This is a genomic window from Corynebacterium genitalium ATCC 33030 (assembly GCF_000143825.1).
GTDB classification, from domain to species: Bacteria; Actinomycetota; Actinomycetes; order Mycobacteriales; family Mycobacteriaceae; genus Corynebacterium; species Corynebacterium genitalium.
Genome location: NZ_CM000961.1, coordinates 1,404,974 through 1,426,775, shown reverse-complemented (window position 1 = coordinate 1,426,775; position 21,802 = coordinate 1,404,974). Strand labels below are relative to the sequence as shown.

The window sequence follows — 21,802 nt, the reverse complement described above, 5'->3', positions numbered from 1 at the left end:
AGTTTATCGGCAACCCGCCCCATCGACGTAATGGTTACTAGGAGCAGTGCCTAAAGCACCTGGCAGACCGGGCAAAAATAACTGGATCGGCCATTGACCACGGTCCGGGCGATGGGGGTACCGCAGCGGGCGCACGGCTCGTCCGCCTGCCCGTACGCATTCAAGGATCGGGAGAAGTAACCGGAGGCGCCGTTGACGTTGACGTAGAGCGAATCGAAGCTCGTTCCGCCTGCCTGGAGCGCGCGGGCCATCACGGCGCGAGATTCCTCCAGCAACCGGACTGCGTCGCGCTGCCGTAGGGCGCGCCCCTTGCGGGTGGGTTTGATCCATGCAGCCCACATCGCCTCGTCGGCATAAATAGAACCGATGCCGCTGACCACCGACTGGTCCAGCAAAACCGTCTTAATGGCCACGTTCTTCTTCCGGATCGCACGGGCGGTAGCCACTGGGTCAAAATCCGTCTCGAACGGGTCCGGGGCGATATGCGGGATGGCGGCGGGGATGCCGTCGATAAGCTGCGTATACTGCCAGGACCCGAATGTGCGCTGGTCAATGAAGTCGAGCTCGAATGGCGCGGAACCCACGCCGTGCATGAGCGCGCGGATGCGCAGATGAGGGCTGTCGACGAGCCCTGGTTCCCCGACGATCATCTGGCCGGACATGCGGAGGTGGACCATGACCGCGGCGCCGTCGGAAAGCTCGAGCCACATGAACTTGCCGCGCCTACCTGTGCCCGTGACACTCAGGCCAGGCAGGATCTCCGTGAGATCGACATCGTTGCCGCGCACAGCGCGCGGGTGAAGCACCTCGACGGTGTCGAAGGTGCTGCCGACGATGTGCGTGTCCAACCCCCGCCGGACTACCTCGACTTCGGGGAGTTCGGGCATTTACTTCTGCCTCAGCGCGACAGCTTCAGGGTGCTCCTTGAGGAAGAAGAATGCCTCGCGGGCCGAGTTCTGCTCCGCTGTCTTCTTGTTCTGGCCGCGGCCTACGCCACGGCGAACCCCGTCGATGGCGACTTCGGCGGTGAAGATCTGCTCGTGCTCCGGCCCCTTGGCCGTGGCGGTGTAGACGGGCGGGTTGCCGCCGAGCTCTGCGACGCGTTCTTGCAGCTCCGTCTTCCAGTCCTGGATCCAATGCGCGTTCTCGATCTTGTCGTCGAAGAGCCGGGTAATCACGTCGCGGGTCACATCAAAGCCGTGCTGCCGGTAGATCGCACCCAGCACAGCCTCGGTCGTGTCCGCCAAGATCGAGTCCTTCTTGCGGCCACCGGTGGCTTCCTCGCCTTTCCCCAAAAGGACGTGTGCGCCGAGGTCGATGCTGCGAGCAACATCCGCCAACCCGTAGCGCGAGACGATGCGGGCGCGCATGGGCGACAGGTCAGACTCCGGCCGGGACGGGAAACGGTCGAACAGCTCGTTGGCAATCGTGAGGCCCAGCACGGCGTCACCAACGAACTCGAGACGCTCGTTGTTCGGTAGGGTCCCGTGCTCATTCGCGAAAGACCGGTGAGTCAGCGCCAGTTTCAGCAGATCAGGCTCAACGTCAACACCGAGACGCTCGAGCAGTGAAGCGTGATCGATTCCCGCGAACGCCTCAGCCCACGCCTGAGAACCCGAGATCTTGTTCTTCTTCGCCCGCGGCACTATTTGCTCCCGCTGTCCCCGTCGCCGAGGAACTTCTCCAAACCGGCCCAGCGCGGGTCGACGCGGTCCGTCTCTTCTTCGGAGATACCGTCGGGCGCGGGAACCTCGGAATCTTCCGGGCACTCCGGCTGGCAGGTGGGGTTGAACGGCAGGTTCAGGCCTGCTTCGTCGACAAACGCCTGTTCCAGATCGACTGTGTCGTCCACAATGCGGGGCACATCGTCGCCGGAGCCGGCATCCGCGTCATCCTCAGCGTCGCCGGTGATGAAGTCGTCTCCACCGGAAAAGACCTGGGAGACGGTCAGGGTCTCGGTCGGGGTGAGGGGACGCAGGCAGCGGACGCACTGGCCTTGCAGCTGAGCGGTCGCTGTAGCATCAACGAGCACGCCACTGCCCAGCGGCGTGATCGTTGCCTCCACCTCAACTTCGGCGCCTTCCGGGATCGCGATCATCTCGGGGCCGATGCGTGAAGGGGATGGGCCGGTGTGAGTGAGAGTTTTCGGAAGGCCGTCGCCGCGCAGGACGTCGGCTACATCGAAGACAAACGGATTCGTAGCCATAACGCGCACAAGCCTACCGTGTCCCCGCCCCCGCGACAGATTCAGGCAGAGCAGGTGGCAGGGGCGGTGATGCGTTAGTTCGAGCGCGGGCGACGGGCGCGATCAGCGCGGTCGGCACGGTCGGGGCGCTCTGGACGCTCAGCGCGCTCACGGTCGTAACGAGCGTACCCATCGGCGTGCGTAGCACGGCCGGATGCTCCGGCGCCGTGGCGCAGAGCGGAACGGTCAGAGGAGACGGTGCGCAGCACACTGGTCAAAGTTTCCTCGAACTCGCCCAACTTGGAGTCGACGTACTCATCGCATTCAGTGCGCAGGCGGTTGGACTCGGTGTGGGCGGTCTCGACGATACGGTGCGCTTCCTCGTCGGCGCGGCGGGTGACCTCAGCCTCGGAGACGAGACGCTGCTGCTCTTCGCGGCCTTCGGCCACAGAGCGCTCGTAGGATTCGTTACCGTCAGCGATAAGGCGCTCAGACTCGCGACGGGCGCGATCGACCGTTGTGTCGGCCTCCTCGCGTGCGCGGTCGACGAGCGTGTTCGCGTCGTCTTCGGCGGTGGCAACGAGCATGGTGGCGCGCTGCTGCGCCTCACCCAGCATCGACTCGGACTCGTTGTGGGCGTCGGAGACAAGGCGCTGAGCTTGATCTTCGGCCTCGACGATCATCTCGTCTGCGCGCTCCTCGGCGCCGCGGAGGATCTCGTCCTGCTTGTCCAGGACGTCTTGTGCATCGTCGACTTCGACGGGGAGGGCGTTGCGGATGTCGTCAAGCAGCGCGAGCACTTCGTTGCGGGGAACCATGCAGTTCGATGTCATGGGCACGCCGTAAGCCTGCTCGACAGTGGTGACCAACTCATCCAATGCTTCAAATACGCGGTACATGACTTCTAAAGTACTGGTAGAAACACTAAAGCCCCGGCAGGCCGGGGCGGTGTGTTGCAGGTGGCGCAGCCTAGATCAGGCTAGATAACGCCCTGAGCAAGCATAGCGTCGGCGACCTTCTTGAAGCCGGCGATGTTGGAGCCGACAACGTAGTCACCTTCGTGATCGTATTCTGCCGCAGTATCGGAGATGTTGCGGAAGATGTTCTCCATGATGCGCTTGAGGCGCTCGTCGGTGTAGTCGAAGGACCAGGAGTCACGGGAGGCGTTCTGCTGCATCTCCAGTGCAGAGGTTGCCACGCCGCCGGCGTTAGCGGCCTTGCCCGGAATGAAGTGGGTGCCGGACTTGCGGAAGACCTCAATGGCATCAGCGGTGGACGGCATATTCGCACCCTCGGCGACATACTTCACGCCGTTGTCCACGAGTTTTTGGGCGTGATCGCCGTCGAGCTCGTTCTGGGTTGCGCACGGCAGAGCGACATCGGCGGACAGGTCCCAGATGGAGCCGTCGGAGTGGAAGGTGCCTTCTGCCTCCTTGCAGTACTCGTCAACGCGGCCGCGGCGGACTTCCTTGATCTCACGGAGCAGCTCAAGGTTGACACCGTTCGGCGTCTCCACCCAGCCGGACGAGTCGGAGAAACCGATGACGGTGGCGCCAAGCTCCTGCGCCTTCTGGATGGCGTAGGTGGCTACGTTGCCGGAGCCAGAGACGATGACCTTAGCTCCGTCAAAGGAGTCACCGTTGTGCTTCATCGCCTCGTTGGTGATGTAGACAACGCCGTAGCCGGTGGCCTCGGTGCGGACCAGGGAACCGCCCCATGTCAGGCCTTTGCCGGTGAGGACACCGGACTCGTGCTCGTTAGAAAGGCGGCGGTACTGGCCGAAGAGGTAGCCGACCTCGCGGCCGCCGACACCGATGTCACCCGCCGGGACGTCGCGGTACTCACCGATGTGGCGGTGCAGCTCCGTCATGAAGGACTGGCAGAAACGCATGATCTCCTGCTCGGACTTGCCCTTCGGGTCAAAGTCGGAGCCGCCCTTGCCGCCGCCGATGGGCAGGCCGGTCAGGGAGTTCTTGAAGATCTGCTCGAAGCCGAGGAATTTGATGATGCCGAGGTTCACGCTCGGGTGGAAGCGTAGGCCGCCTTTGTAAGGTCCCAGCGCGGAGTTGAACTGGACGCGGAAGCCGCGGTTAACGCGTACCTCGCCGGAGTCAGTGACCCACGGCACGCGGAAGATGATCTGGCGTTCCGGCTCGCAGAGGCGCTCGATGAGGCCGTAGTCGTTGTAGTGAGGATCCTTCTGCAGGACGATCTTCAGGGAGTCGAGGACTTCAGCGACTGCCTGGTGGAATTCGGGTTCGCCGGCGTTGCGGCGGAGCAGCTTGTCGTAGTAACCGGACATTTCATCGTCGTAGTTAGCCATGCTGGATCCTTTCCTTTTCTAACGGTTGACAGGTAAGCACTATAGTCCCGCCTCGGCCGACCGCGCTTCTTTCCTGCCATCCCGTTGCTATCGTCTTCGGTGAACTAGCAGCAATGAACCTACCGCGTCCGGCAACACCCAGCTGGATGAGCAAAGAACAAAGGACCTCGATGACGCACTCCTACCCCGCCCTCGGCCCGCGTAACGACGACGAAGGCAACGCGGGACTACCTGCTAATTTTCAGCCAGATGCGCGGACCATCCGCGTCATCGTCGCCCCAGACTCGTTCAAGGGCACGGCCTCTGCCGCCGACGCTGCGGAATGGATTGCGGAAGGAATCCGGTCCGTCATCATCGACTGTGACATTGAGCACATGCCTATGGCGGACGGGGGCGAAGGCACTTCTTCGCTTTTCGACGGCACCGTGGTCACTCTCCCCACCACCGATGCCGCTGGACGTCTCACCGAGGCGAGCTACGTCTACAACGCCGCGGAGGAAACCGCGTACATCGACGTCTCGGCAGCAACAGGGCTACCCGCTGTGAAGGACAAGCCTGTCCCGCTCACCGGCGACACCTACGGCACTGGGGTTCTCATCGCTGACGCGCAGAGCCGCGGCGCGAAAACGATCGTGCTGGGCATGGGCGGATCTGCCACGATCGACGGTGGCACCGGCATCCTCGTTGCCCTAGGCGCCAACCCGATGGATGCCAACGGGCATCCCCTGCGCCACGGCGGCGGGAACTTGGGCGACCTCCACGACATCGACACCGCGCAGCTGAACATTCCGGCAGCGTCTGTGGACTGGGTGCTCTTGGCGGACTCCGAGTTCCCCGCAACCGGCCCACGTGGCGCTGCCCGCATCTTCGGTCCACAGAAGGGTGCCAGCGACGAAGACATCGAGCGTGTCGATGCCGCGTTGCACCACTTCTGCGAGTTCGCCGGCATCGACCCGGACCAGCCCGGCTATGGTGCCGCCGGCGCGCTGCCCGTGGGCATCACGTGGCTGTCGCGGTTCCTGCACGGCAACGACGAGCACGTCCACGTCGTCTCCGGTGCCCGCACCGTCGCCTCTTCCTACGGCCTCAAGGAGAAGATCGCTGGGGCCAACCTCGTGGTCACCGGCGAGGGCACATACGACGAGCAGTCCGCGGGCGGCAAGGTGGTCTCCGTCGTCGCCGAGCTCGCAGAGGGCACCGGTGCTACCGTCGCAGTCATTGCGGGCGGCTTCGAAGAAGAGCTGCCAGACGATGTGATCACGGTGGAGATCGGTGAGCCCGGCGAGTCCGAGGAGGACGTTCGCGATCAGCTCATCCGTGCCGGCGCCCAGGCCGCGGTGGGTTACCTCAACACTTCCACGGCCCAGGGATAGACAGCCGGAAGCTCGAAGTCCATCTGGCGCTCCAGCGCCACCGGATCCTTCGGCAAATCCGCCTTCGGGGTGAGTACGCGCGACAAGCCCATGGCCAGGCTGTTCATGGAGCTAGCCCCGTCGGCCTCAATGACGTAGCGGTGCACGACTGCCCCGTCCGGCTCTTCCCCACGCTCTTCGCGGTAGGCGCCGCGCAGCTGCTCAAGGGTGTCCCCGTGGAGGTCGGGTGTGCCGGTGTGGCGGACGGAGCCGTCGCTAAGCTTGCCGCGCCGCACCAAAATCTCCACCGCACGCGTGAATGCCTCCCCCACTTCGCGCGCGGCGGAATCGTCGGGAACAAGCACGTCAAACTGAATAGCAGGCATGAAAACAGACTAGCTAATAGCCTTGAGGAGCATGACTCACCGCGACCCGATCAGCCACATGGCGGACGGAACCATCAAACAGTACAACCCGTTCTCGGGCACCCAGGTGTGGACGGTGCCGGGGCGCGGCAACCGGCCGCTGGCCGTACCCAAGCAAGAACCGCACTCCCTGGAGCCGCACGACTTCACCGACTCCTGCAATTTCTGCGCGGACCGTAAGCTGAAGACCCCGCCGGAGAAATCCCGCATTGTCCAGCGCGACGGCGGGTGGGAGATCCTCCGCGACCTGTTGCCGCATGAATTGGACGACACGCAGCCGATGTTCCGCCGCGTGCCTAACCTCTTCGAGATCGTCTCCTACGACTACTGGGCGAAGAACTACGGCTTCCACATGGACACCTCCCGCGAAGACCACATGGAGCGCTACCTCGCCGACGATGCCGGGCGCCACCACGTCTTCGACGTTGTGCGCATGCGCCTGAAAGCCGGCGGCCACGACGACAACCTGACCGAAGAGGAATTGCTCGCGCACGTGCCCGCCTACTTCGGCGGCGGACACGACGTGATCATCGGCAGCCGCCACTTTGTCGACGGCGCGCAGGACTCTTCCCAGCTCGCGTCCTCCGGCACGCTGACGCCCGACGAGCACCACGCGTTCATTGCGTTCACCATCGATTCCTTGCGCGACCTCTATGAACGCAACCGCTACGCGCCGTACGTGTCCGTCTTCCAAAACTGGCTCGCTCCTGCCGGTGCCTCGTTCGACCATCTGCACAAGCAGCTCGTTGCGATCGACGAACGTGGTGTGCAAGCCGACTTTGAGATAGACAAACTGCGCCAGAACCCCAACATTTACAACGAGTGGGGCATCAACTACGCCAGCTACCACAACCTCATCATCGCGGAGAACGATCACGCGGTGATGACGGCGGGCATCGGCCACCGCTACCCCACCATGAACATTTACTCCAAGTCTGCGACCCCGGAACCGTGGCTGCAAACAGCAGACGAGGTGCGCGGGATGTCCGACCTCATTCACGCCGCCCACGCGGCGACCGGCCCGGAAGTACCGAGCAACGAAGAATGGCACCACAAACCCATCGACCTGGACATGCCCATGCCGTGGCACATCAACCTGAAATGGCGTGTATCCACCCTGGCCGGCTTCGAAGGCGGCACCAAGGTCTACGTGAACACCTTGTCCCCCTACGACATCCGCGACCGCATGGTGAGCAACCTCTACCGGTTGCGTGAAGAGGGACGACTCGCCGACAGGCTGCGCATCGCCACAGAATGCTCTCCCGTGCGCAACGCGTTGCGCTACAACCCAGTGCTGCAGTAGCCCTGTGTTGCTCGAGATTACCCGATGCTGCTCGGTGCTGGTCGATGTCGTCTGATGTTGCGCGGGTGCACTAGTTGGGGCGGCACCCAGTATCCGCAATCTCGGTACAGTGGCAGGCGCACGAAAGCGCACCCTGATGAAACCAGATGAATAACTGAGGTAAACACCGCAATGAACATGCCAGCACATCCGCCCGCATTCGTTGACACTGTTGGAGGCCACGTCCGCTCGGTCTCTGGTTCCGCCCCCGACTCCGCATCCCGCAAGAAGTTCTGGACCGGCCTGTCCCTGGCCGTCATCGAGAACATCGGCGACAAGTGGGAGGCTACTCGCGAGGCGTACTCTGCCACCCGCCAGCAGGCGTACTTCTCCGCAGAGTTCCTCATGGGTCGCGCGCTGCTGAACAACCTGACCAACCTTGGGCTGGTGGACGATGCGAAGCGCGCAGCAGCAGAGAATGACCACGACTTCCTCGATGTGCTCGAAGCTGAGCACGACGCCGCGCTGGGTAACGGCGGCCTGGGCCGCCTGGCTGCGTGCTTCCTCGACTCTGCCGCCGCGCAGGACTACCCGGTCACCGGCTACGGCATCCTCTACCGCTACGGCCTGTTCCGCCAGGAGATCGTTGACGGCTTCCAGAAGGAGCACCCGGACGCGTGGCGTGAGAGCTTCCACCCGTTCGCGGTCCGCCGCGGCACGCAGCAGCGCATCGTCAAATTCGATGACATGCACGTCCGTGCCATCCCCTACGACATGCCCATCACCGGGTACGGCACCGACAACGTAGGCACCTTGCGCCTGTGGGATGCCTCCCCGATGAGCGAGTTCGATTACGACGCATTCAACTCCCAGCGCTTCTCTGACGCCATCCTTGAGCGCGAGGCCGTGCATGACCTGACCCGCGTGCTCTACCCGAACGACACCACCTACGACGGCAAGGTGCTGCGCGTGCGCCAGCAGTACTTCTTCGTCTCCGCCTCGCTGCAGGAGATGGTGGACAACTACATTGAGCACCACGGGGATGACCTGCGCGGTTTTGCCGACTACAACTCCGTGCAGCTCAACGACACCCACCCGGTGCTGGGCATCCCGGAGCTCATGCGCATTCTGCTCGATGACCACGGCATGACCTGGGAAGATGCCTGGGACGTTGTCACCAACACGTTCGCCTACACCAACCACACTGTCCTCCAGGAGGCCCTGGAGACCTGGGATGTATCCATCTTCCAGCAGCTCTTCGGCCGAGTGTGGGAGATCGTTGTGGAGATCGACCGCCGCTACCGCGAGGACATGGCGTCCCGCCAGCTTTCTCCCGACACGATTCACCAATACTCGCCCGTGCACGACAACAAGGTGCACATGGCGTGGATCGCCTGCTACGCCGCGTACTCCATCAACGGTGTCGCCGCGATCCACACCGAGATCATCAAACGCGACACCCTGGGTTACTGGAACGAGCTGTACCCGGAGAAGTTCAACAACAAGACCAACGGCGTCACCCCGCGCCGTTGGCTGCGCATGTGCAACCCGCGTCTGTCGGAATTGCTGGACCGTCTCGTCGGTTCTGACGCATGGGTCACCGACATGGACAAGCTCAAGGAGTTGCGCCGCTACGCTGACGATGGCGCAGTGATGAAGGAACTGCGCGCGATCAAGTCCTCCAACAAGCGCGACTTCGCCGACTGGGTCCGCGTCCACGAGCACGTGGAGATCGATCCTGAGTCCGTCTACGACACCCAGATCAAGCGCCTGCACGAGTACAAGCGCCAGTTGCTCAACGCGCTCTACATCCTGGACCTGTACTTCCGCATCAAGCACGACGGTGAGCGTGACGTGCCCAAGCGCACCTTCATCTTCGGCGCGAAGGCGGCCCCCGGTTATGACCGCGCCAAGGGCATCATCAAACTCATCAACGCCATCGGTGACCTGGTGAACAACGACCCGGAGGTCTCCGAGTTCCTGCGCGTTGTGTTCGTGGAGAACTACAACGTCTCGCCGGCAGAGCAGATCATTCCTGCCACCGATGTCTCAGAGCAGATCTCCACCGCCGGTAAGGAAGCTTCCGGTACCTCCAACATGAAGTTCATGATGAACGGTGCGTTGACCCTGGGCACCATGGACGGCGCCAACGTGGAGATCGTCGATTCCGTCGGCGAGGAAAACGCCTACATCTTCGGTGCATGCGAGGAGGAGCTGCCGGAGCTCAAGGAGAACTACCAGCCCCAGGAGGTCTACGAGAACAACCCCGCCATCAAGCGTGCGATCGATGCGCTTACCGACGGCACCCTCGATGACTCCGGCACCGGTATGTTCGCCGATCTGCGCGACTCCCTGCTTATCGACGGCGGCTGGAACACCGCCGATCCGTACTACGTGCTCGGTGACTTTGACTCCTACAAAGAGACCCGCGACCGCATGGCAGCCGAGTACTACGCGGACCCGCTGCACTGGGCACGCATGTGCTGGATCAACATCTGCGAGTCCGGCCGCTTCTCCTCCGACCGCACCATCCGCGACTACGCGAACGAGGTGTGGAAGATCGAGCCGACCCCGATCAACCGCTAAGTCCCCTGCTCGAATCCGCCCCTGCGCAGCGGATCGGGGCAGGAAACAGCTCATTACCTAGCACCACCCCACAACACCTGCCATATTGACGCTGACACCGCCACGCTGAGAAAGGCCCACAATGATTCTCCCAGAAACGATTCGTGCGGCACACGAGGAACTTGGCCGACCTACCGATGAGGAAACGATTCAAGCCGCTTTCGAGGACGCAAACGAAGCAGCCTGCGAGCGCTGCGATGATCACTTCGCGCGAAGAAAACGGTGGCAACCCGTGGATACCGGGTGAAGTCACTGGTCGTTGCCACGGACAAGCCATGCGCCTGGCGGAAGCCGAGATCTTGGAGGAGTGGTACAACGAGCCGATCCGCGCGCTGATTGACAGCAAGGTCGAAGCAGGCGAGGACGGCTGGTAACTCTCCCTGACCCCTGAATTCACACACAGAAGGACCCCAGCCATGGACAACATTGCAGGACAAGAGTTCAATCCCGACGACCTCGTCGCTTCGCGCTTCACCCCCGTCCTCGGTGAGGACTACTGGGTCTACCACGAAATACTCGGACTGGACGGGCAACCGGTCCACATCTACTGCTGGCGGCCCACCGAAGAGCGTCCATTATGGACACTGGTCACGTCCGGTATGAGCTGGCACAAGATGGAGATGCCTCAGGGCAGAGAAGACTTCGATCGCATTGAGTTGATCATGACTCTGCCGGGTGACTGGCCCCTAGATGAGGTCACGTCGAGTGCGAATGAAGGGCGAGAAGGGATCTCATGGCCGCTAGACTTGCTGAAGATGACTGCGCGCTTGCCCCGGAGCACGAACTCGTGGTTGTCGTACGGCTCCTCTTCCCAGTGGGGTGAGTCCCTGGAGGAAACCTATCCGGGCAGTGACTTCTCTGGATTCGTTCTCGGTGGCGCGGTTTCCCTGGATACTGAGTTCGACCTGCTCAAGACACAGTTCGGCGGTGAGACAGTCCACTTCTTGGGTCTTTTCCCGCTGTACGCGCAGGAAATTGAAGCCTACCTAGCTGGGGTCGAGGTGCTCGATCTCCTCTACGAAGCTGGTTTTGCAGAAGGTGTCCATCCCGGCCGTCCGCCAGTGGCCTAAAAGATAGTTTTCCCGCAGGTGCAGTTGTGGAGTGTGCCCTATGATGTCACTTCAGTTTATTCCCTTTTATAAAGGCGAGGATGGATTATAGGATTGATTTTGCTCCAACGTTACCGAAGTGAGGGCTTTGAAATCATCGAGGTTCAAAGTCGCACTAAGAGTGTCGCCGGTGCGTACTGTAGCGCATGCACCATTGGAAACCTCCTTGGTAGCACATGATTGGATTAGACGTTCCGAGCGCGCAGTACTTCACGCTTGCGCGTGACGCTAAACGATTCTGTCAGGCTGTTGTCAGCAATAGTTTCCACCGCGCACACGGATTCGCGCGGTATGGTTGATGAACTTACCGACACGGGCGTGACTGTTACTTTTCTTCATTAGAATCTCACGTTTGCGAAAGGCACCACGGATCCGCGTGCGGATCCAATGCTCGGCATTTTGGTTCGTTTGCGAAGTTTGAGCGGGCCATTATCCGTGAGCGCCAGGCTGAGGGTATTGCGTTAGCGAAAAGGTCAGTCGGCCAAGGTTTCCGCCAGAATAGTTAATGGCTATCCCAATCTTTCGGAACTACTTCTGTCAAGTTGAAACCTTTGGGGCCCAGACGGGTAGAGTACAGCCCCCTTCTGGTACCTGCTAATTTCTGTCAAAAATTGGTGAAGATCTAAAGCTTCACGCCATGTCGTAAAGCGCGGGTTCCTTTCGTTTGTCAATAATTCCTTCCAGAAACGAACCAGCTTGTCGCAGCCCTCCGGATAGTTGCCTAGGGTGGGTTCATAAACGGTGGTTTTGAAAGCCTTAGATCCTGCGGAGGACCAATGAGATAGATGATCGTAGTCCCATCGAGGATCATCAAAAGTTAATTCAAAGTATTCACGCTCGCCATCGGTTGAAGAGGCTATTATATTTACTTTCCGCATCCTACTGGAGTATCCAAAGCTAGCAGAACCGGTCACAATAGTATCTGCCAAGCAGAAAGTAACTTGGGCGGTTTCCGGCAGGACTTTGCTCGGTGAACCGTAATTAGACCCAACAATCGATGCGTCTAGGAGCTGTAAATTAGCGGTGTCACTGCCTGATAGGTAGCAGCATAAATCAAGCGGGTGAATAATTTCTGAAACCACTCCCACCGTCGGGCGAGGATCATCGAACCTGTTCTTTGCCCAGATAAAATCAATCCGATTTACGGTTAATCCCGATTCGCTAATCTTCTGCTTTACTTCTGTAGCTGCTGCAGAGTAGCGTTCAATACAATTGAGAGCAAAGGTATTATCCGTGCTCCATTTTTCATTTAATCCTTCGGGGATTCTTTCTCCAGGAGCTGCCAACGGTTTTTCGGATAAGATGAAACATTTAGTATGTTGGAGAATCTTCAGGACTGAAAGGTGCTGGTCATCGTTAGTTGCATTCACAACCATATCAACATCGGAGAAGTACCTCTCGATATCCTCTGGTGGTGCGAACTCTAAAGCCTTTGTTTCTTCCTTGGAGAGGAAGGATACCTCTGTACTTTCTTTCTCCTCAGCAGTAACAGCCGCCAAAAGTGACTGGTATAAGCGCTTTCCTTCGTATCCCGCCCCTATAAAAACAAACCTACCCAAGATCTATACCCCCCTCAGATAATGGGCTTCCCCGTCTAAGATGAAACCGCAGGATTGGTAGGTTCTTTCCGCAGCTTTGGTGGAAGCTAGGGTTACAGTAGGAATATTGTGCTCTTCTAGCCACTTCAAGGCTCGAAGCGTAAGGTTCTTTGCCAATCCATGCCCTCGAGCGTCAGGAGCCACGAACACTCCTTGTATCCATCCAACTTTTCCTTCGGTCGAAGAAGGAGAGGGCAGGTGACTATCAACGATTATTGTTAGTGTTGCAACAATCTTATCAGTTGATTCGGCTACGAAAGTAATCCCTCGTGAACTACAGGAAATCTGCTCCTCAATAAAAGAGCGGTAGTAATAAATCCAGTCGTCCGAGCCAATCGCCCATGAAGCCGACGGATCCGTGAGAAATAATTGTTTACGTAGGTCAACTAGCTGATCTAGATCTTCACGGACGCATTCTCGAATGCGAAAAGCAGTCTTACTGTTCATTGGGAACCCTCTCCATTACCTTTGCTAAGGATGAAGCAAGATACTCCATTTGTTGCTCAGTGTGAGTCGGCGTCACATTAATCCGGAATCTGCTCGTACCGACAGGAACAGTGGGCGCATTGATCGGTTGAACGTAGATTCCGTAGTCCTCCAGCAGTATTCGCGCCGATTCAGTACACCGGTGTGCACTTCCAATGAGTATTGGCAGTACATGCGTTTCTGACTGCGGCATTACTTCAATTCCATTGTGGATGAAAATTTCACGCAATCGCTCCGTCTTATCCGCCAACTCCCTCCGCGATGATTCTTGTTGTCGAATAATCGAGATGCTGGTTCTTGCGGCTGCGCATATGGAAGGAGGCATGGCGGTGGTGAAGATGAAGCCTGGAGCAAAACAGCGGATTGCGTCTATTAACCAGTCTGCGCCTGCTACGAAACCGCCGATAACGCCGATAGATTTGGCTAGAGTTCCTTGGATGATATCGATCTCCTCGGACAACCCGAGGGAGGCCGCGATCCCTCTCCCTTCTGGGCCATACATTCCAATGGCATGGGCTTCGTCGAGGAAAACTAAACTTTCATACGACTTAGCGACATGAACTATGTCTGCCAAAGGAGCGATATCACCGTCCATGGAGTAGACAGACTCCAATATCACCAGCTTTGGAGCGTGTGGGTCAGCCGAATCAAGCAGACTTTCTAAATGCTTCGCATCATTGTGCCGGAAAATGTGCCGTACACCTTTGCTCCTCCTAACCCCAGCAATAATTGAAGCATGGTTCAATTCGTCGCTGAATATTTGCAGATTCGGGAAGATCGTAATCAACGATTCGATGCTAGCGTCGTTGGAACCGTAACCGGTTGGAAACACTAGAGACCGCTCTCGGCCCAACCAAGATGCAATTTCTTCCTCAAGGAGTTGCACCTCGTCATTGGTCCCGCCGATATTTCTAGACCCACCGGCTCCAGCGCCGTATTTAAGAATCGCTTTACCTGCAGCTTCTAAAACTTTAGGGTGTTGCCCCATTCCCAAATAGTCATTACTACACCACACAACAACATCTTGAAGTTCGTTGTTCGGTTTTCTGAGCTTAGCGACTGGAAAGCTCCCTGCTTGACGGTTAATAACAGAGAAATTGCGGTAGGTGCCCTCTTCTTTGAGGGTTTGGATTTTTCCCTCAGCCTGAAACTGTAGATCTTTCAGCGATAGCATTCTCTCTCCTTTAAAAAGAAGAACTTTTCAACGAAAGAGTAAGGCTCTGGTTTAAAATTCAACTGACTTATAAGTTAAATAGAATTAAACTATAGCCGAATTATGTGGTTGCACATAGGACGCTCGCTTTTCTTCCCTAACTGCGAAACCATGCATAATCCCCCCCAAGAGAACGAACGCGAGCGCGCCCCAAAGTAGAAAGTCGAAATTAGGAACTACTAAAGCTCCAAGTGCGGAACCAAGGGCTGAACCCAAATAGTTGGCTGATGAATTTGCCGCTACAGCGGTAGCCCCATCTGAAGGATTCGTCTCAAGGAGAGTTTTTTGTTGAGGGGCCAGCGAAGACCACCCCAGTAGACCCCAAGCAAAGATGGCTGTGACAACCACGATCATGTTCGTTGCACCGAACAGTATAGCAATGAAAGATAGGGCCATTGCGCAGATAATGCTCAAAGTGAGTGTTCTTGGCTTTCTAAACCCATCAAGTAGATGCCCTACCCCAAAAGCGCCGATAGCGCCGCCAATTCCCCAAACCCAGATTCCCACAATCTGATGATTGTCTAGAGGGGTATGCGCTAGCACCGTCGATATGTAGGTGTAGAGACCTAGGGAAGCGGTGCCCACAAATAACGTCACTAATATAGTGAATATATTAGTCTTTTTTGCCATGACCTTTGCCCGCTCCTTGAAGGAAGATGCAGGAATAGTCGGAACCGTTTGCTTTTTATTGAGGGCCACCCCTAGGAGTGCAATTACTCCTATTGCAGTAATCATCGCGATAGTTAACCGCCACCCGAAATTAGTTGCAATGATTAAGCCGGTGGGGACACCGAGAACAGTACCTAGAGCGAGGCCTGCTAGAACAAGAGAGAGGGCTTTGCCGCTTTTCTCTTCAGGTACGCTGTGGGCCGCAACTGCGGACGATAGTGGAGAATAGACGCCCGCTGCAGAGCCTGCTATTACGCGCGATAAAATGAAGGTCACAGCGTTAGGGGAGAGTGCAGTGGCGAGGTTTGCCAGCGAAAATACAATAATGCCAATTACTAAGCTCTTGCGGGCATGTACTCCAGCTTTTCCTGAGAGGATCGGTCCCGATAAGGCGTATGCTGCGGTGAAAGCAGTTACTCCCAAACCGATGATGGACTCGGATGCGTCCAAGTCTTTCGCGATGTTGGACAATAAGCCTGCAATGACGTATGCGTCTAACCCTAAGGCCACGCTTCCCAATAGGTAGGGCCACAGCTTTTTAAGCATTTCGAATTATTCCTTCCAATAATCCTGGAAACTTCTCATTGACTTCTTTTCGAAGTGAGATTAGGCAGGATCTACCTTGACTACGCGTCCAGGTAAGACCACACTCCCTCAGCTTCCGTGTGTGGTAGCTGAGGGTAGACCTGGGCAGATCTTCTGCGAGAGTAATGCTGTCTCTTTCGGACCCATCAGAAAGAGTTTTTAGAATTTGCAACCGGACAGGATCAGATAGGGCAGAAAATATCTGTTCGAGCGATATTTCTTCCAAAGTGGGGTGTGTGTACTGTCTTGAATTCATGCCATATCCTCCCTGTGCGCAAGGTACTCGCCAAACGACAATCGTGCAACAATAGTTGAACAATTACTCGCGCCGCAGGCCGGCTTCCGTAACTACGCGTTAGGTAAACGGATCCCGTCTTCACAGTGAGCAATCGCGTTCTACCTGCGGAAATCGACCGAATTTTTGGCCCTCTAAAGACAGTTAAGCTCTTTTAGATGTCCGGGAAATCAGTAGATTGCGATCCAGACTCTGGGTTCCTCGACAATCATCCACTTTGGTAGGTGCCAACCTTCAATATCCCCTCGCAGCTTCTGATCAGATCTCGTTGAGATGGACAGGTTAGGCAGGAGAACCTGCATGCTGATGAATTGACAGAGGCGGATATTCCAAGTTTTCTAGTGGTTAACAGGATGTAAGTCACTACGGTGCGAATTTTTCACGGTAGATAACCGTAATTACCCACTTTCCGCCCTGAGGCCCTTTTCTCGTTTCCGGCCTAACCTAAACGGATCACGCCTAGGGGCACGTCCGGAAAGGTTGAAGCTACAAGACAACTACCCACTTAAAACTTTATTCCGATCGTAGTGCCCGCTATGGGGATCAAGCTGGAATGCAATCACTGTCCGTCATGGCGCCGTGCGTTTGGTATCCAAGAGGTGGCATCCCCCTAATAGCGCAACGAGTGAAGGATCCTTCGACGTTTGAAAAATGAACTGTAGCCTGCTTCACAGTCGCGTTTTTGCGCGCATATGGACCGCCGTGTAGGAACGTGACCCGGCGACTACGCGAACGAGGTATGGACGATCGAGCCGACCCCGATCAACAACAGCTATACGCGGGGCGCCGTCCTTCGGTGCTCCAACTCTTCCTCAGTGCAGAACCGCGGGACGAGACCGTCGCACACTAGCTCCCGCGGGACGAGACCGTCGCACACTAGCTCCCGCGGCGCGAACTGCGCGAGAACAAGGCTCGACAGCCCGAGCGGGAACATGAGCATCTTGATAACCGCGATGACCGCCTCCTTGTAGAGCGACTCGGCGGACCCCAGTACGGCTGGCAAGGATGGCAACGGCTCTGCGGAAGCAACCGGCGTGTCCACGGCTGTGGCACCGAGCGAGACCGTGGCTGCCACTGCGAGGGTAGCGATACGTTTGCGGAACATGCTTCTCCTTTTGAACGTCGACTGGATGGTTTCCCTTTCAAGATCGTTGTGCGTCGATGATTGATTACATGCTCAGTCCGGTGAATCCAAAGTTTCACGCAAGCGCGGTTGTGGAGTGTAGCCTGCTTCACAGTCGCGTTTTTGCGCGCGTACGGACCCCTGTTTAGGAACGTGACCCGGAAAGGCAGACCATGGCTGGTTCTACCTCAGTGAACGCGACCTCCCAGAAGCCGAAGGTGGCTGGGGACGAGTCGTCGAAAGCAAAAAGGGCGATAAGAAGGTGTCCTCCGACGGTTCGTCGATGGGCGGCTTCCTCGGTTTCATTGAGACTGTCGGCAACAAGCTCCCCCACCCGTTCTGGCTGTTCGTCATCATTGCCGGCATCGTTGCTGTGTCCTCCTGGATCGGCTCAATGGTGGGCATGTCCGCTGTGGATCCGGCCTCCGGCGAGACTGTTTATGTCAAGAACCTCCTGACATCGGAGGGGCTGTCGATGATGGTCACCGACGCGGTGGAGAACTTCGTCTCCTTCCCGCCGCTGGGTGTGATCCTCGTGGTCATGCTCGGTGTCGCTGTCGCCGAACAGACGGGCATGCTTTCGGCTGCGATCCGGGCGATGGTTGCTCGCGTCAGCCCGAAGATGCTCACCTTCATGGTGGCGCTTGCCGGTGTGACTGGCTCTGTGGCCTCCGACGCGATCTACGTCATCATCATCCCGCTGGGCGCCATGGCCTTCCACGCGAAGAACCGATCCCCGGTCGTGGGCGCGATGGTGGCATTTGCGGCCTCGTCTGCGGGCTTCAACTCCTCGTTGATCCTGAACATCACGGACCTGCTGTTGGCCGGTATTTCCACCTCTGCGGCCAACCTGGTCGATGATGCGTATGAGGTCTCCCCGCTGGCGAACATCTTCTTCGTCATTCCGTCCGCGATTGTCCTGTCGCTCATCATCACCGCTGTCACCGAGCTGTACGTGGATAAGAAAGCTCGCGACCTGGTCGACCACGACGAGATCGATGAGAGCGAGCTCTCTTTCGACGACGCCAGCAAGGACCCGGACGAGCTCGCGGAAGAATCTGACAGTGCTGAAAACGAAGACGCTCAGGATGACTCCGAGTCGTCCGGGCCGGTCACGGATGAGGACCTGGAGCTCGCACCGCACGAGGTCAAGGGGCTGATCTGGGCAGGCGTCACCCTGGTTGTGTTCATGGTGATCTACTTCCTGTTGCTCTTCATTCCGGGCTCCCCGTTCGCGCGCCCGGACGAGGGCTTCATGGAGTCCCCGCTGATCCGCCAGGTGGCCGTGCCCATCACCTTGATCTTCTTCCTCACGGGTCTGGTCTACGGCCTTGTGGCTAAGACCATCACGCAGGCTTCCGATGTTCCGGATTTCATGGCGAAAGGTCTGAAGAGCATGCTGCCGATGATGGTGCTGTTCTTCGTCGTGGCCCAGTTCCTGGCGTGGTTCCAGTGGTCGAACTTGGGCGCGTGGACGGCGATTACCGGTTCGGAGCTCTTGCAGCGTTGGGATCTGCCGACGGTCGTGCTGTTCGCCTGCTTCGTCATCATGGTCGCGGTGATCAACCTGTTCATCACGTCCGGTTCCGCACAGTGGGCACTCATGGCGCCGATCGTGGTGCCGATGATGATGTACGTCGGCGTGTCCCCGGAGGTCACCCAGATGCTGTACCGCATGGGCGATTCCCCGACGAACATTCTCACCCCCATGTCGCCGTACTTCGCGCTCGCGCTGACGTACCTGCAGCAGTACTACAAGAAGGCCGGTGTGGGCACGCTGATCTCCCTGTCGCTGCCGTACTCATTGTCGATGATCATCGGCTGGTTCTTGTTCTTCCTGTTGTGGTACTTCGCCGGTATTCCGCTCGGCCCGGGTACGCCGATGACGTACGGCGGGTAAATCTCCGCCCGACATGATTCTGCTTGTAGACAACTACGACTCCTACACGTTCAACCTCGCCCATCTCATCGCGGAAGTCTCGGGCGAGGAGCCGGCGGTCGTCCCTGCGGCTGACGCATTGTCGCTTATCGACGATGTCTCCTCCGGCCGTTTCACCCACGTCATCATCTCTCCTGGACCGGGCACCCCAACCAACGACGATGACTTCGCGGCCTCCCGCGCAATCATCGAAGCCGCTTCGGAAACTCCCCTTCTCGGTGTGTGCCTGGGGCACCAAGGGCTCGCTCACCTCGCGGGCGCGACGGTCACCCGCGCGCCGGAGCCCCGGCACGGGTTCGCGAGCACGATTAGCCACAGCGGCGAGGGAATCTTCGATGGCGTCCCGCAGGACTTCAAGGCGGTGCGTTACCACTCGCTGCACATTGAAACCCCGATTCATGGCCACGATGAGGGCGAGCTGGAGATCGCCGTGCATGCCCGCAGCGAGGATGGAGTCATCCAAGCTTTGGAGGTCGTCGGTCGTCCGCACTGGGGTGTGCAGTTCCACCCTGAGTCGATCCTGACAGAGCACGGACGCACCATCATGGAGAATTTCCTTCGCCTCGGCAGCTGGACGCTCACCCACCGCGCAGTCGACATCGATCTCGATTGCCAGCGCGTCTTCGCTGCTCTCCGTGCCCGCGGGAACGACGCGTTTTGGCTCGACTCGGCGGATACCGATCGCGGACGGTATTCGATCCTGGGCGACACCGCCGGTCCTCTGAGCCGGTCTGTCTCCTACCGCCTCGGCGACGATCCCGACATCTTGGACGTCCTCGAACGCGAACTCGCCGCGGATATCCAGTCCCCCGTCGACCTCCCGTTCACCGGCGGGTGGGTCGGTTACCTCGGGTACGAGTGCGCTCAGCTCACGCTGCCCGGCGCGGATCTCGGCCGGCACACCTCCCCTGTCCCCGACGCCTACTTCGTGCGGCCGCAGTCCTTCATCGTGTACGACCACTGGGAGCACACCGCGCACCTGTGCGGCCTCGGGGACGCAGAGGAACTCCTCGACCAGCTTGAAACACTGCTGGGCGGGGTGGATGAGGGGGACGAGGGAACGTCGATAAGCAGCGGCTCATGGCGCACCCTCAATTACCGCGAACGCATCGGGTTAGCGCAGGACCTGTTGCACGCTGGCCAGAGTTACGAAGTGTGCCTGACCGACGCGTATGAGGCGCATGCCTCCGGCGAGCTCTATCCCGCTCTTCGCGCACACAACCCGGCACCGTACGCCGCGCACCTCGTCTTCGACGGTGTGGAGGTGATGAGTGCGTCTCCGGAGCGTTTCCTCACGGTCCGCGATCGCCGCGTGGAGGCGAAGCCGATTAAGGGCACTATTGCGGCAGATCAAGATCCCGCGTTGCTTCACGACGACAAAACACATGCCGAAAACCTCATGATCGTCGACCTCATGCGCAATGACGTAGCGCGCGTGTGCCGCCCCAGCTCTGTGCGTGTGCCCAGCCTCATGGCCGTCGAGCGTTACGCCACCGTGCAGCAGTTGGTCTCCACGATCACGGGCGAGCTGAACCCCGATGCGACTCTCATTGATCTGTTGCGGGCGACGTTCCCGCCGGGATCCATGACGGGCGCGCCGAAGGTGCGCACCTGCGAGATCATCGACCGGCTGGAAACTGGCCCGCGCGGGGTGTACTCCGGTGCGTTGGGCTATTTCGGGTTCGACGGGCAGGCGGACCTATCCGTGGTGATTCGCACCGCGGTGAGGGAAGGGGACCGCATGAGCGTCGGCGCAGGTGGGGCGATCGTGCTGGCCTCCGATCCGGGTGCAGAGGTCGCAGAGAAACAGCTCAAAGCCGACGCGGTTCTGGGGGCTTTCACATGAAGTCCTACGAATGGATCAATGGTACCTTCGCTCCGTGCTCCCCTGCGTCCTCTCGTGTGGCTGGCCCGTTCGACCGTGTTGACTCGTGGCGTCACCGCGACGGCCGCGCGAACGGTCTCACGCATCACCTAGAGCGTTTCGGGGGCGTCCCGGACGGATTCGTCCAAGCGATGCTGCCGCTCATCTCAGCTGGCGACCTCTTTCCGCGGATCGCTCGCTGCGGCTCCCGGTTGTTTCTCGATGTGCGCCCCGCCCCCGCGCCACGCACGACGACCGTGCTCACCTACACGCCGACTGCACCCGACCCGCGAACGCAGCCATTGCTCAAAGGGCCGGATTTGGATGCCTTAGCGCAGTACCGGGACAGCCACCAACTGCCCGGCACGGATGACACTGTGATCGTCGGTGCCGAAGGTGGCATGCTCGAAACCACTACCGGTGCGCTGCTCGCCTGGGACGGCGACACTCTCGTGCTGCCGTCCGGCACCTGGCTGCCCAGTGTCACTTCAGCGCAGATCGTCGACCGCGCGCGAGCAATCGGACTGAGCGTGTCCAGCCGTCCCCTCTACCCTGACGACAATATGCCGCTATGGTTCGCTAACTCACTGCACGGCATCAGCCCTGTTACCGAGATTCGAGGCCAACACGCAAAAACGCCACCAGCTCACCCGCGCACTGTCGAATGGCAGGCGTGGTGGTGGGGCAACTTTGCAAAATCCGCCTGACGGCTCCTAGCCGGGTCTCAAC

20 protein-coding genes are annotated in these 21,802 nt (G+C 58.9%); 8 read left to right on the top strand and 12 right to left on the bottom strand.

Annotated features, from left to right (window positions below; all coding sequences use genetic code 11):
• Positions 1-50: 50 nt before the first annotated feature.
• The 5 genes from mutM to gdhA form a co-directional block, all read right to left on the bottom strand.
• Positions 51-887 carry a bifunctional DNA-formamidopyrimidine glycosylase/DNA-(apurinic or apyrimidinic site) lyase gene (gene mutM, locus HMPREF0291_RS06695; RefSeq protein ID WP_005289665.1) on the bottom strand — a complete coding sequence of 279 codons (837 nt, stop codon included), beginning with the start codon at positions 885-887 and terminating at the stop codon, positions 51-53.
• On the bottom strand, positions 888-1,646 hold the full coding sequence (gene rnc / locus HMPREF0291_RS06690) for a ribonuclease III (RefSeq protein ID WP_005289664.1): 759 nt from the start codon (positions 1,644-1,646) through the stop codon (positions 888-890). It abuts the gene before it with no gap.
• On the bottom strand, positions 1,646-2,206 hold the full coding sequence (locus HMPREF0291_RS06685) for a YceD family protein (RefSeq protein WP_005289663.1): 561 nt from the start codon (positions 2,204-2,206) through the stop codon (positions 1,646-1,648). Before HMPREF0291_RS06685 ends, rnc begins: the two co-directional genes overlap by 1 nt.
• Positions 2,207-2,280: 74 nt before the next feature.
• A complete protein-coding gene (locus tag HMPREF0291_RS06680; protein WP_005289662.1) occupies positions 2,281-3,084 on the bottom strand; it encodes a DivIVA domain-containing protein in 804 nt (267 codons plus the stop codon).
• A gap of 80 nt (positions 3,085-3,164) precedes the next feature.
• Positions 3,165-4,508: an NADP-specific glutamate dehydrogenase gene (gene gdhA / locus HMPREF0291_RS06675; protein WP_005289661.1), complete on the bottom strand. Its 1,344-nt coding sequence runs from the start codon at positions 4,506-4,508 to the stop codon at positions 3,165-3,167.
• Positions 4,509-4,621: 113 nt separating this feature from the next.
• Between gdhA and HMPREF0291_RS06670 the strand changes: the two genes are divergently transcribed.
• Positions 4,622-5,881, top strand: a complete 1,260-nt coding sequence (locus tag HMPREF0291_RS06670) for a glycerate kinase family protein (RefSeq protein ID WP_232210289.1) — start codon at positions 4,622-4,624, stop codon at positions 5,879-5,881.
• On the opposite strand, the gene HMPREF0291_RS06665 is transcribed toward HMPREF0291_RS06670, so the two are convergent.
• On the bottom strand, positions 5,851-6,246 hold the full coding sequence (locus tag HMPREF0291_RS06665; RefSeq protein ID WP_005289659.1) for a hypothetical protein: 396 nt from the start codon (positions 6,244-6,246) through the stop codon (positions 5,851-5,853). The genes HMPREF0291_RS06670 and HMPREF0291_RS06665 overlap by 31 nt on opposite strands.
• A 31-nt stretch (positions 6,247-6,277) precedes the next feature.
• Here HMPREF0291_RS06665 and HMPREF0291_RS06660 point away from each other — a divergent pair, with 31 nt between their 5' ends.
• The 4 genes from HMPREF0291_RS06660 (at position 6,278) to HMPREF0291_RS11320 (ending at position 11,262) form a co-directional block, all read left to right on the top strand.
• On the top strand, positions 6,278-7,588 hold the full coding sequence (locus HMPREF0291_RS06660) for a DUF4921 family protein (protein WP_005289658.1): 1,311 nt from the start codon (positions 6,278-6,280) through the stop codon (positions 7,586-7,588).
• A gap of 171 nt (positions 7,589-7,759) precedes the next feature.
• On the top strand, positions 7,760-10,153 hold the full coding sequence (locus tag HMPREF0291_RS06655) for a glycogen/starch/alpha-glucan phosphorylase (RefSeq protein ID WP_005289657.1): 2,394 nt from the start codon (positions 7,760-7,762) through the stop codon (positions 10,151-10,153).
• Between the two features lie 236 nt (positions 10,154-10,389).
• Positions 10,390-10,566 (top strand): hypothetical protein, encoded by a 177-nt coding sequence (locus HMPREF0291_RS11800; RefSeq protein WP_156774824.1) that lies wholly within the window; start codon positions 10,390-10,392, stop codon positions 10,564-10,566.
• A gap of 42 nt (positions 10,567-10,608) precedes the next feature.
• Positions 10,609-11,262 carry a suppressor of fused domain protein gene (locus HMPREF0291_RS11320; RefSeq protein WP_005289655.1) on the top strand — a complete coding sequence of 218 codons (654 nt, stop codon included), beginning with the start codon at positions 10,609-10,611 and terminating at the stop codon, positions 11,260-11,262.
• Positions 11,263-11,810: 548 nt separating this feature from the next.
• On the opposite strand, the gene HMPREF0291_RS11795 is transcribed toward HMPREF0291_RS11320, so the two are convergent.
• From HMPREF0291_RS11795 to HMPREF0291_RS06640, 6 genes are all read right to left on the bottom strand, one after another.
• The gene (locus HMPREF0291_RS11795; RefSeq protein ID WP_156774823.1) at positions 11,811-12,860 is read right to left on the bottom strand and encodes a Gfo/Idh/MocA family oxidoreductase; all 1,050 of its coding nucleotides are present in this window, start codon (positions 12,858-12,860) and stop codon (positions 11,811-11,813) included.
• 3 nt (positions 12,861-12,863) lie between these two features.
• Positions 12,864-13,346 (bottom strand): GNAT family N-acetyltransferase, encoded by a 483-nt coding sequence (locus HMPREF0291_RS11595; RefSeq protein WP_083770281.1) that lies wholly within the window; start codon positions 13,344-13,346, stop codon positions 12,864-12,866.
• Complete coding sequence (hemA, locus tag HMPREF0291_RS06645; RefSeq protein WP_005289654.1) at positions 13,336-14,559, bottom strand: 5-aminolevulinate synthase; 1,224 nt, start codon at positions 14,557-14,559, stop codon at positions 13,336-13,338. The genes HMPREF0291_RS11595 and hemA overlap by 11 nt, the downstream gene beginning before the upstream one ends.
• A gap of 84 nt (positions 14,560-14,643) precedes the next feature.
• Positions 14,644-15,813, bottom strand: a complete 1,170-nt coding sequence (locus HMPREF0291_RS11590) for an MFS transporter (RefSeq protein WP_005289653.1) — start codon at positions 15,811-15,813, stop codon at positions 14,644-14,646.
• On the bottom strand, positions 15,806-16,108 hold the full coding sequence (locus HMPREF0291_RS11585) for an ArsR/SmtB family transcription factor (RefSeq protein WP_083770279.1): 303 nt from the start codon (positions 16,106-16,108) through the stop codon (positions 15,806-15,808). Before HMPREF0291_RS11585 ends, HMPREF0291_RS11590 begins: the two co-directional genes overlap by 8 nt.
• An 811-nt stretch (positions 16,109-16,919) precedes the next feature.
• Positions 16,920-17,252, bottom strand: a complete 333-nt coding sequence (locus tag HMPREF0291_RS06640) for a hypothetical protein (RefSeq protein ID WP_005289652.1) — start codon at positions 17,250-17,252, stop codon at positions 16,920-16,922.
• A 301-nt stretch (positions 17,253-17,553) separates the two neighbouring features.
• Here HMPREF0291_RS06640 and HMPREF0291_RS06635 point away from each other — a divergent pair, with 301 nt between their 5' ends.
• From HMPREF0291_RS06635 to HMPREF0291_RS06625, 3 genes are read left to right on the top strand one after another with little or no spacing between them, the layout of a single operon-like run.
• Positions 17,554-19,170: an AbgT family transporter gene (locus HMPREF0291_RS06635; RefSeq protein WP_050748805.1), complete on the top strand. Its 1,617-nt coding sequence runs from the start codon at positions 17,554-17,556 to the stop codon at positions 19,168-19,170.
• A 13-nt stretch (positions 19,171-19,183) separates the two neighbouring features.
• A complete protein-coding gene (locus HMPREF0291_RS06630; RefSeq protein ID WP_005289650.1) occupies positions 19,184-21,055 on the top strand; it encodes a chorismate-binding protein in 1,872 nt (623 codons plus the stop codon).
• Positions 21,052-21,780, top strand: coding sequence for an aminotransferase (locus tag HMPREF0291_RS06625; RefSeq protein ID WP_005289649.1), 729 nt, complete (start codon positions 21,052-21,054; stop codon positions 21,778-21,780). Before HMPREF0291_RS06630 ends, HMPREF0291_RS06625 begins: the two co-directional genes overlap by 4 nt.
• Positions 21,781-21,802 lie beyond the last annotated feature (22 nt).

Coding starts and splice junctions, on each gene's coding strand:
- HMPREF0291_RS06640 (WP_005289652.1), bottom strand. CDS start 17,252: ATGTTCCGCAAACGTATCGCTACCCTCGCAGTGGCAGCCACGGTCTCG.
- HMPREF0291_RS06670 (WP_232210289.1), top strand. CDS start 4,622: ATGAACCTACCGCGTCCGGCAACACCCAGCTGGATGAGCAAAGAACAA.
- HMPREF0291_RS06660 (WP_005289658.1), top strand. CDS start 6,278: ATGACTCACCGCGACCCGATCAGCCACATGGCGGACGGAACCATCAAA.
- HMPREF0291_RS06665 (WP_005289659.1), bottom strand. CDS start 6,246: ATGCCTGCTATTCAGTTTGACGTGCTTGTTCCCGACGATTCCGCCGCG.
- HMPREF0291_RS11590 (WP_005289653.1), bottom strand. CDS start 15,813: ATGCTTAAAAAGCTGTGGCCCTACCTATTGGGAAGCGTGGCCTTAGGG.
- gdhA (WP_005289661.1), bottom strand. CDS start 4,508: ATGGCTAACTACGACGATGAAATGTCCGGTTACTACGACAAGCTGCTC.
- HMPREF0291_RS11595 (WP_083770281.1), bottom strand. CDS start 13,346: ATGAACAGTAAGACTGCTTTTCGCATTCGAGAATGCGTCCGTGAAGAT.
- hemA (WP_005289654.1), bottom strand. CDS start 14,559: ATGCTATCGCTGAAAGATCTACAGTTTCAGGCTGAGGGAAAAATCCAA.
- HMPREF0291_RS06630 (WP_005289650.1), top strand. CDS start 19,184: ATGATTCTGCTTGTAGACAACTACGACTCCTACACGTTCAACCTCGCC.
- HMPREF0291_RS06680 (WP_005289662.1), bottom strand. CDS start 3,084: ATGTACCGCGTATTTGAAGCATTGGATGAGTTGGTCACCACTGTCGAG.
- HMPREF0291_RS06655 (WP_005289657.1), top strand. CDS start 7,760: ATGAACATGCCAGCACATCCGCCCGCATTCGTTGACACTGTTGGAGGC.
- mutM (WP_005289665.1), bottom strand. CDS start 887: ATGCCCGAACTCCCCGAAGTCGAGGTAGTCCGGCGGGGGTTGGACACG.
- HMPREF0291_RS11800 (WP_156774824.1), top strand. CDS start 10,390: ATGATCACTTCGCGCGAAGAAAACGGTGGCAACCCGTGGATACCGGGT.
- HMPREF0291_RS11585 (WP_083770279.1), bottom strand. CDS start 16,108: ATGAATTCAAGACAGTACACACACCCCACTTTGGAAGAAATATCGCTC.
- HMPREF0291_RS06685 (WP_005289663.1), bottom strand. CDS start 2,206: ATGGCTACGAATCCGTTTGTCTTCGATGTAGCCGACGTCCTGCGCGGC.
- HMPREF0291_RS06635 (WP_050748805.1), top strand. CDS start 17,554: ATGGGCGGCTTCCTCGGTTTCATTGAGACTGTCGGCAACAAGCTCCCC.
- HMPREF0291_RS06625 (WP_005289649.1), top strand. CDS start 21,052: ATGAAGTCCTACGAATGGATCAATGGTACCTTCGCTCCGTGCTCCCCT.
- HMPREF0291_RS11320 (WP_005289655.1), top strand. CDS start 10,609: ATGGACAACATTGCAGGACAAGAGTTCAATCCCGACGACCTCGTCGCT.